Origin of the sequence: Sulfitobacter sp. (genome assembly GCF_041552635.1) — a bacterium.
Taxonomy (GTDB): domain Bacteria; phylum Pseudomonadota; class Alphaproteobacteria; order Rhodobacterales; family Rhodobacteraceae; genus Sulfitobacter.
The window spans coordinates 1-8,686 of record NZ_JBFEKM010000170.1; the positions used below are offsets into that span (position 1 = coordinate 1).

Annotated in this window: 9 protein-coding genes and 1 pseudogene; 7 read left to right on the plus strand and 3 right to left on the minus strand. The window is 57.9% G+C overall.

Translation table 11 applies throughout. The annotated features are described in order from the left end of the window. Window positions 1-121, plus strand: a pseudogene (locus ABYT07_RS16870) (glutathione synthase); the annotation flags it as partial. Window positions 122-261: 140 nt separating this feature from the next. Continuing rightward, the gene (locus ABYT07_RS16875; protein ID WP_372993203.1) at window positions 262-1,035 is read left to right on the plus strand and encodes an alpha/beta hydrolase; all 774 of its coding nucleotides are present in this window, start codon (window positions 262-264) and stop codon (window positions 1,033-1,035) included. On the opposite strand, the gene ABYT07_RS16880 is transcribed toward ABYT07_RS16875, so the two are convergent. The 3 genes from ABYT07_RS16880 to ABYT07_RS16890 form a co-directional block, all read right to left on the minus strand. Next, window positions 1,001-2,515, minus strand: coding sequence for a YifB family Mg chelatase-like AAA ATPase (locus ABYT07_RS16880; RefSeq protein WP_372993204.1), 1,515 nt, complete (start codon window positions 2,513-2,515; stop codon window positions 1,001-1,003). The genes ABYT07_RS16875 and ABYT07_RS16880 overlap by 35 nt on opposite strands. Window positions 2,516-2,628: 113 nt before the next feature. Continuing rightward, window positions 2,629-3,312 carry a glutathione S-transferase gene (locus tag ABYT07_RS16885; protein ID WP_372993205.1) on the minus strand — a complete coding sequence of 228 codons (684 nt, stop codon included), beginning with the start codon at window positions 3,310-3,312 and terminating at the stop codon, window positions 2,629-2,631. A 60-nt stretch (window positions 3,313-3,372) separates the two neighbouring features. Beyond that, on the minus strand, window positions 3,373-3,954 hold the full coding sequence (locus ABYT07_RS16890; RefSeq protein ID WP_372993206.1) for a histidine phosphatase family protein: 582 nt from the start codon (window positions 3,952-3,954) through the stop codon (window positions 3,373-3,375). Window positions 3,955-4,233: 279 nt separating this feature from the next. Here ABYT07_RS16890 and ABYT07_RS16895 point away from each other — a divergent pair, with 279 nt between their 5' ends. The 5 genes from ABYT07_RS16895 to ABYT07_RS16915 form a co-directional block, all read left to right on the plus strand. Further along, window positions 4,234-5,112, plus strand: a complete 879-nt coding sequence (locus tag ABYT07_RS16895) for an RNA polymerase factor sigma-32 (RefSeq protein ID WP_372993207.1) — start codon at window positions 4,234-4,236, stop codon at window positions 5,110-5,112. Continuing rightward, window positions 5,109-5,915, plus strand: coding sequence for a ChaN family lipoprotein (locus tag ABYT07_RS16900; RefSeq protein ID WP_372993208.1), 807 nt, complete (start codon window positions 5,109-5,111; stop codon window positions 5,913-5,915). The genes ABYT07_RS16895 and ABYT07_RS16900 overlap by 4 nt, the downstream gene beginning before the upstream one ends. A 66-nt stretch (window positions 5,916-5,981) precedes the next feature. Further along, window positions 5,982-7,175 carry a bifunctional phosphopantothenoylcysteine decarboxylase/phosphopantothenate--cysteine ligase CoaBC gene (coaBC, locus tag ABYT07_RS16905; protein WP_372993209.1) on the plus strand — a complete coding sequence of 398 codons (1,194 nt, stop codon included), beginning with the start codon at window positions 5,982-5,984 and terminating at the stop codon, window positions 7,173-7,175. Window positions 7,176-7,251: 76 nt separating this feature from the next. Continuing rightward, window positions 7,252-7,701: a dUTP diphosphatase gene (gene dut / locus ABYT07_RS16910; protein WP_372993210.1), complete on the plus strand. Its 450-nt coding sequence runs from the start codon at window positions 7,252-7,254 to the stop codon at window positions 7,699-7,701. Window positions 7,702-7,907: 206 nt separating this feature from the next. After that, window positions 7,908-8,686 (plus strand): ThiF family adenylyltransferase (locus ABYT07_RS16915; protein ID WP_372993211.1); only part of this gene is annotated, 779 nt, incomplete at its 3' end.

The following is an 8,686-nucleotide window of genomic DNA, read 5'->3' on the forward strand; positions in this document are numbered from 1 at the left end:
CGGCGATTACCTGACAGAGATCAACGTGACGTCCCCCACCGGGATTCAAGAGCTTGAGCGTTTTGACGGCACCAATATCGCCGCCAAGATTTGGGAGGCGATCGAGGCGCGCCGCGCGTGAGCCTCATTCGGCCCCTGCTTAACTTCTACCTACGCACGATTGAAAAGCGGCGTTTGGCTAAAACGGCTGATGTTGCGGTGATCCGCAAAAGGTTCGCGTGGACCGCCCGCCTTTTCTTTCATGCGCCAAGGGGCACGCGCATGGCAAAACTCACTTTGCCAGATGGGTGCGATGTCCTTGAAGTCATGCCCAGACAAACCGCTGGCGATCTGGTGATTTTTTACATCCACGGCGGTGGTTTTGTTTTTGGCAGCCCCGAGACACATGCTGCGATGTTGGCGCAATTGGCGACCCGCACTGGGGCGCGTGTGGTCATGCCACGGTATCGTTTGGCCCCCGAATTTCCCTATCCCGCCGCGATTGAGGATGTTGAAGCCGCCTATCTAGCGCTGATCCATTCGGGTGTGGACGCGGGCAACATCATCATCGGCGGCGATAGTGCAGGCGGGGCGTTAACGTTCAATCTGTTGGGGCAGATCGTGGCGAGCCATTGGCCGATGCCGCGCGGCGCATTCAGCTTTTCGCCCTTCGTGGATTTCGCACATCGCGGCGCAAGCCTGCGCGAGAATGCAACGCGAGAGGCTGTATTACCGGTCGAACGTGCCGAGCAATGGGTGCAGTCGTATCTGGCTGGGGCTGATCAAAAAAATCCCCGTATCAGCGCGTTGGACGCGAATTATCAAGGTGCATCACCGGTATGGATCAGTGTCGGTGACACCGAGATATTGCGCGATGATGCACGGCGCATCCAGCAGCGATTAAAGGATCAAGGCGCGGCTGTGAAATTTCGCGAAGCCCATGATCTTCCCCATGTCTGGCCGATTTTCCACAATATCCTGCCCGAAGCACGTCAGACGCTTGACGAGCTTGCGAGCTGGATCAAAGCGCTGCCGCGCCCGGCAAACGAAAGCTGAGCGCCTCGGCCAGATGCGGTTTCTGCACGCTGTCCGAACCGTCCAAATCCGCAATTGTGCGCGCCACCCGCAAGACCCGGTGGTAGCCCCGTGCCGACAATTGGAACCGCTCTGCCGCGCGTAACAGAAGGGCGCGCGCCTCGGCATCGGGGGTGGCAATCGATTCAAGCAGGTCACCTTCGGCATCGGAATTCAAGCTGGCCTTGGGATGGTCGACAAAGCGGTCTTGCTGGGTTTGCCGCGCCCGCGCGACACGGGCGGCAACCTGAGCCGAGCTTTCGCCATCGCTTGGCAGATCCAGATCCGTAAAGGCGACGGGTGGCACATCAACCCGCAGATCGAAACGGTCCATCAGCGGCCCTGAAATGCGCCCGATGTAGTCTTCACCGCAATTTGGCGCTTTGCTACAGGCGCGGGCGGGATCGCTGAGGTGGCCGCATTTGCAGGGATTGGCGGCGGCGACCAACATGAATTTGCATGGGTATTTTACATGCGCATTGGCGCGCGCGATCATCACTTCGCCTGTCTCGACCGGCTGCCTGAGGGTTTCGAGGACCATGCGTGGAAATTCGGGAAATTCATCCATGAACAAGACGCCGTTATGGGCCAAGCTGACCTCGCCCGGTTTCGCTTGACGTCCGCCGCCGATGATTGCGGCCATTGACGCGGTATGATGGGGTTCGCGAAACGGTCGCGTGCGCGAAATCCCACCCTCGTCCAGTAGCCCGGCCAGGGAATGGATCATCGAGGTGCTGAGCGCCTCGTGCGGGGTTAGCGGTGGCAGGATCGTCGGCAAGCGCGAGGCAAGCATGGATTTGCCCGCCCCCGGTGTGCCCACAAACATCAGATGATGACGCCCTGCGGCGGCAATCTCCAGCGCACGTTTGGCGCGTTCCTGGCCCTTGACGTCGCGCAGGTCTTTGGTCTGGTGGGGCTGTGCGACTTCGCCGGGGTCAGAGGGGGGGATCGGGACCTGACCGGTATAGTGCCGGACGACATCGCTCAAAGATGCGGCGGCGATGACCTGCGTATTGCCCACCCATGCGGCTTCGGCCCCTGATGCGGCGGGGCACAGAAGGCCGCGATTATGTTCAGCTGCGGCCATCGCCGCAGGCAGCGCGCCGATGACCGGGATCAATGTACCGTCCAGCGAAAGTTCGCCCAAGGCAACGACAGATTGGATCACATCATTGGGTAGAATGTCGATCGCCCCCAACAGGGCCAGCGCAATGGGGAGATCGAAATGACTGCCCTCTTTGGGCAGATCGGCGGGGCTGAGGTTGATGGTGATGCGTTTGCTGGGCAGGGCGATCGCCATGGAGGTGAGCGCCGCACGCACGCGATCGCGCGCTTCCGACACCGCTTTGTCGGGCAGGCCCACGATTGAAAATGCAGGCAGTCCCGCCGAAACCGCGCACTGGACTTCGACAATGCGGGCTTCGACCCCTTGAAATGCGACGGTGTAAGCGCGTGAAACCATGATGAGCCTTTGATGACTGCTATGGTTAATGCGTAGGTAGGGGGTGTTTAAGAAACGTTAACGTTTGGGGCCACCGGGGGATTTGAGTTTATTTTGCAAAATGAAGCAGGGGGTCAGTCTACTGGCCAGCCCTGAGTTTCGAGGCCCATGTCGTAGGGGAAAGGGTCATAGGTGACGTTTTGCCCTTCAGCCCGCCATGCTTTGAATGCAGAATCGTTGATGGTCGTGTCGCAGTATTGGCGTGCCTTGTCAGATACCGGCAGGTCGTAGCCGATGATCCGGGCGCATACCGGCGCATAGAATACATCTGCAAGGCTGTAGCTGCCCAGAAGCCAAGGGCCTTTTTCGTCGGAGGCCAGCGCAGCGTGATCCCAGAGTTGCTCAAGTCGCGTCAGATCCTTGGCCAAAGCGTCTGAAACGGGAAACCCCTTGTTCACATGTTGCAGCTGCATCGGGCATTCATTGCGCAAGGCGGAAAATCCGGACACCATCGCCGCACAAAGCCATCTTGCCCGCGCCCGTGCGGACGGGTTTGTGGGCCACATGTGTTTGTCGGGATGACGTTCTGCCAACGTCTCGGCCATGGCCAGAGTTTCGCCAATAACCTCGCCATCGGGGAGCTGTAGCGCAGGCACCAAGGTTGCGGGGGCAAGCGGGGCCATATCCTGAGCCATCGTGCCGCCATACAGCCCGATCATGTGGCTGCTATAGGGCAAGTCGAATTTTTCAAGCATCAGCCAGCCGCGCAAAGACCAGCTGGAGAAGGTTCTATCACCGATATAAAGATCATATGTCATGCGGAGAAACTTAGCCTACGGTGATCCGAAAGCGCAATTCCGAAATCATGGGTAATGCGCTTATGGCGTATGATTGATCTTGGGCACTTGCCATCCATCTTTGCCGAAATGAATTTCGGTGGTCGACAGGTTATCAATCTTATGGGCCATCGCGTCCTTTGGTCCGACACCAAGTGCGCGCTGCACCTGTGTCAAAATCGCGCCGAAATGGGCCACCGCAATGATATGCGCATTTGGATAGGCCGTGTTCAGTTTGTCGACGGCTGCATTGATCCTGCGGGCGGCTTGGTTCCAGCTTTCACCATTTGGCGGGGCGATATCACCGGGCGTGGTCCAATAGGCCCAGCTAAGCTCGGGGTGCAAATCGGACACATCTTTGGCATGAAGCCCGTCCCAGTCACCGAAATCCAGCTCTCTGAGGTTGGGATCATGGGGTAGGCGATTGCGGGTACGATGCGTTAAAACATCTGCCGTGGCGATGGCGCGGATCAAGTCGGAAGACACCAGCAGCGCGTCATCTGGCAGATGCGCATTAAGCCGCGCGATCTGTTCTTTGTCCGACAGGTCCGCCGGAACATCGCGCCAGCCGACCATCGTTTTTTCGTGGGTTGGGCCATGCCGGACCCAGTGCCAGATTGTCATGAAACCGTCCTTTGAATCTGCGGCCGTTGCCGACCGGAGACCACTAGATAGCCTGCATACCCCAAAGTCAAAGGATTGCAGATGCAGTTGGGCTAGGGCCGTCACAGGATCCAAAAGTGAATGATAACAAAGAGATTCTTGGGCAATTCGTGCGCACGCTTAGTGCGGCTTGCCCGAAACACAAATTTTTTTGAGAAAAATATGAACCAATTGGGCAGGACGGACGTTTGGTAAAGAATACAAAAAGTAATTGCGTAGTCACATTAGGGGATTAACACCATGCCACTTACACCAGCACGCGAGTTTTCTTTAACCCGGACCGCAATGAAAGCAGAGCTTTTGGATGCCGAGACCGAGCTGAAGCTGGCATATGCTTGGCGTGACGAACGTGATGAAGAAGCGCTGCACCGTCTGATAAATGCATATATGCGTCTTGCGATTTCAATGGCTGGCAAGTTCAAGCGATACGGCGCGCCGATGAACGACTTGATCCAAGAAGCTGGTTTGGGATTGATGAAAGCCGCGGACAAGTTCGACCCTGACCGCGGCGTGCGGTTTTCGACTTATGCGGTTTGGTGGATCAAAGCCAGCATTCAAGACCATGTAATGCGTAACTGGTCGATGGTTCGGACCGGGTCGACGTCATCACAGAAATCCCTGTTTTTCAACATGCGCCGTGTGCAGGCCCGTCTTGAGCGTGAAGCGCAGGCAGCCGGTGAAACGCTGGACCGGCACCAGTTGCGGCAGATGATCTCGACCGAGATTGGCGTGCCGATGCATGACGTCGAGATGATGGAAGGGCGCTTGTCAGGATCGGATTATTCCCTGAATGCGACCCAGTCGTCGGAGGATGAGGGGCGTGAATGGATCGACGCGCTGGTAGATGATACCGCGCAAGCAGCCGAGCGTGTCGAGGAAAGCCATGACACCGCGACATTGCGCAATTGGCTGTTGGGCGCGATGCAGGCGCTGAATGATCGCGAACAGTTCATTGTGCGTGAACGGAAATTACGCGACCAGCCGCGCACACTTGAGAGCCTTGGCCAAGAACTGAAGCTGTCTAAGGAACGCGTGCGCCAGCTTGAGGCAGCGGCATTTGCGAAAATGCGCAAAACGCTCGAGACTCAATCAACCGAAGTTCATCATTTCCTGATGTGAGGGCGCTGTTTCTAGCCATTGCGTTTTTCAGTTCTGCGGCTATCGCGGCACCGCTTGATGATAATCATCAGGCGGTGCTTTCGTCTGCGCAAATCGTTGTAATTGGCGAAACCCATGACAACCCGGCGCATCATCTGGTTCAGGCCGATATCGTCTCACGGCTAAAGCCGACGGCGGTTGTTTACGAGATGCTGACGGGTGAACAAGCAGCTTTGCTTGATGCTTCTTCGGTGCTTGAACAGGACGCACTCGAGGCCGCGTTGGGCTGGAATGCGGCTGGCTGGCCGGATTTTGCGATGTACTATCCAGTTTTTCGGGCATCCGGCGACGCCAAGGTTTTTGGTGCTGCGGTACCGCGAGGCGCGGCGCGAAATGCGATGACAGACGGTGTTGCTGCGACCTTCGGTGCGCAGGCAGATTTGTTTGGGCTAGACACACCTGTTGGTGCGGATATGCAGGCGGCGCGCGAAGCGTTGCAGATGGCTGCACATTGTGACGCTTTGCCAAAAGACCTGCTGCCCGCGATGGTGGATGTCCAGCGCTTGCGGGATGCCAGACTGGCGCAAGTTGCGCTGCAAGCGCTGGAGGAGACGGGTGGGCCAGTGGTTGTGATTACCGGAAACGGACATGCACGCAAGGACTGGGGCGTGCCGGCGATGCTTGGCCTAGTGTCAGCTGAAACAGTGACTGTTGCAATCGGTCAAGGCGAAGACGGGCAGGAACCAGAGGGTGGTTTTGATCTGGTGCTGGATTCTGCCTCCGTCCCGCGCGCCGACCCGTGCGACGCGTTTCGCAAGAACTGATGGGGCTGGCAGAACGGCGGTGACGGGCCTATGGTCTGGGCGACTGACGTGAAAAAGGGGCCGAACATGCTGGCTGGAAAACATATTCTGTTGATCATCGGGGGCGGCATTGCGGCGTTTAAATCCCTTGACCTGATCCGCCGCTTGCGCGAACGCGGCGCGGATGTGACCCCGGTGTTGACCCGCGCTGGCGAAGAATTCGTTACCCCGCTTTCTGTGGCCGCCCTTGCCGGACAAAAGCTGTACCGCGATCTGTTTGATCTGGGGGACGAGGCCGAGATGGGTCATATCCAGCTAAGCCGCGTGGCCGATCTGGTGGTCGTGGCCCCGGCGACGGCGGACTTGATGGCCAAGATGGCGGGCGGGCTGGCGAATGATCTTGCGTCGACTTTGTTATTGGCCACGGACACGCCCGTTTTGATCGCGCCTGCGATGAATGTGCGCATGTGGGACCATCCCGCGACACAGCGGAATTTGGCCATTTTACAGGGTGACGGGATCAAAGTGATCGGCCCGAACAACGGCGATATGGCCTGTGGTGAATTCGGGCCGGGGCGGATGTCTGAACCGCTTGAAATCGTCGCGGCGATTGAGGGGCATCTGGCGGCTGGCCCGCTGAAAGGGCGACGCATCTTGGTGACGTCGGGGCCCACGCATGAACCGATTGACCCGGTGCGCTATATCGCCAATCGGTCTTCGGGGGCGCAAGGGACAGCGATTGCACGGGCCTTGGCCGATTTGGGTGCAGAAGTTGTGTTTGTCACTGGCCCCGCCGATGTGCCGCCACCGGACGGTGTGCAGGTGATCCGGGTCGAGACAGCATTGCAGATGCAAGCGGCGGTCGAGGCGGCCTTGCCGGTGGATGCCGGTATTTTTGCCGCCGCCGTCGCCGACTGGCGTGTGACAAGTGCCAGCGACCGGAAATTGAAAAAGTCGAAAGACGGCTTGCCCACGCTTGAGTTCGCTGAAAATCCCGACATCCTAAAGGCGGTAAGCCATTTGAAAGAAGACCGGCCAAAGCTGGTCGTGGGCTTTGCTGCTGAAACCAACGATGTGGTCGAAAACGCCACGGCAAAACGGTTGCGCAAGGGCTGTGACTGGATCGTTGCAAATGATGTATCGCCAGCGACGGGCATCATGGGGGGGACGGAAAATGCGGTTGTGCTGATCAATGCTGACGGGGCCGAAAGCTGGCCGCGCATGAGCAAGGATGAGGTTGCAAAGCAATTGGCCGCCCGGATCGCCGAGGCGTTGGGTTAAGAAGATTCTATGCCTTCGGCGAGGATTTTTTACCATTTGGAAACAAGCGGTCGGACAAGGGCCGAAGGGGTGAGCGATGTCTGAAGTCAGGTTCAAGCGTGTGGCGGGGAATGACAGTTTGCCTTTGCCCGGCTATGCCACTGCGGGTGCTGCGGGGATGGATCTGCGGGCATATTTGCCGAACGGTCCCTTGGTCTTTGAAACGGGGCAGATCAGCCTTATTTCGACCGGGTTTTGTGTTGAAATCCCGCGCGGGACTGAAATGCAGATCAGACCGCGGTCTGGTTTGGCGTTGAAGCACGGTTTTTTGATCCCCAATGCGCCGGGTACCGTGGATGAGGATTATCGCGGGGTTGTGATGGTCGGGCTTTATTATATTGGGGCGGACCCCTTCACGATCAGCCATGGGGACCGTATTGCGCAGGCGGTGATTGCGGATGTGCGGCGCTTTGAATGTGTCGAGGTTTCTGAACTTTCTGACAGTGCACGGGGCGCTGGCGGGTTCGGGTCGACAGGGTTGAAATAGGCTAAAGGTCAATCTTTTCGGGTCAAAACGGGGCCGCAGGGCAACGGGTGGTTTAAACCTGTCTTGCTGCGTGTCGTTTTGGGTTGGGGTCGGCGGAAAATAGCTTAGGTTCCTATTTTGATAACGAGCGACAGTAAAACAGTGCGGGGGCCCATGCGCCGAGACGAAAAACAGTTATTCAGTCTTTTGAAAAGCGGAGCATCTTGATGCTGTTAGTGTTTATTCTTGCTGCTGTCATCTGGTTTGCAGGCGCTGCAATGGGGCAGCCGCGTGACATGCGGTTCAAGCTTTTGGGCGCGTTGTTCGGGTCGGTGATCGGCTTGAACCTGCTGCTGCCTGCCCAGCATCCCTTGCGGATCGCCACAGGGGGCAGTGCTGCACCTTGGCTGCTTTTGACCGGGGCCATTCTGATTATCCTTGGCTATCGTTGGGGTCTGAACCGCTTGCGTGCCCGGACGCGGCCACAAGCCGATAAGCCCGCGCAAAGCGGCGCATTTTCTGAAACCGAACTGAACCGCTATGCCCGCCACATTGTCCTGCGCGAGGTTGGAGGAGCGGGTCAGAAGGCGCTAAAGAATGCGAAGGTTCTGGTGATTGGTGCTGGCGGCCTTGGCGCACCGGTGCTGCAATATCTTGCGGCGGCTGGGGTGGGCACCATTGGCGTGGTCGATGATGACACGGTTGAAAATGCGAACCTGCAACGTCAGGTGATCCACAAAGACAGCGCCATCGGCATGCCCAAAGTTTTTTCCGCGCAAGCCGAGATGGAGGCGCAGAACCCCTTTGTCACCGTGCGCCCCTATCACCGTCGTCTAGACGAAGAGATCGCCGCAGACCTGATTGGGGATTATGATCTTGTGCTGGATGGCACTGACAATTTCGAAACCCGCTATCTGGTCAACCGCGCCTGTGTGGCTGCCGGCATTCCGCTGATTTCAGGCGCGCTAAGCCAATGGGAAGGCCAGCTAAGTGTATTTCATCCCGC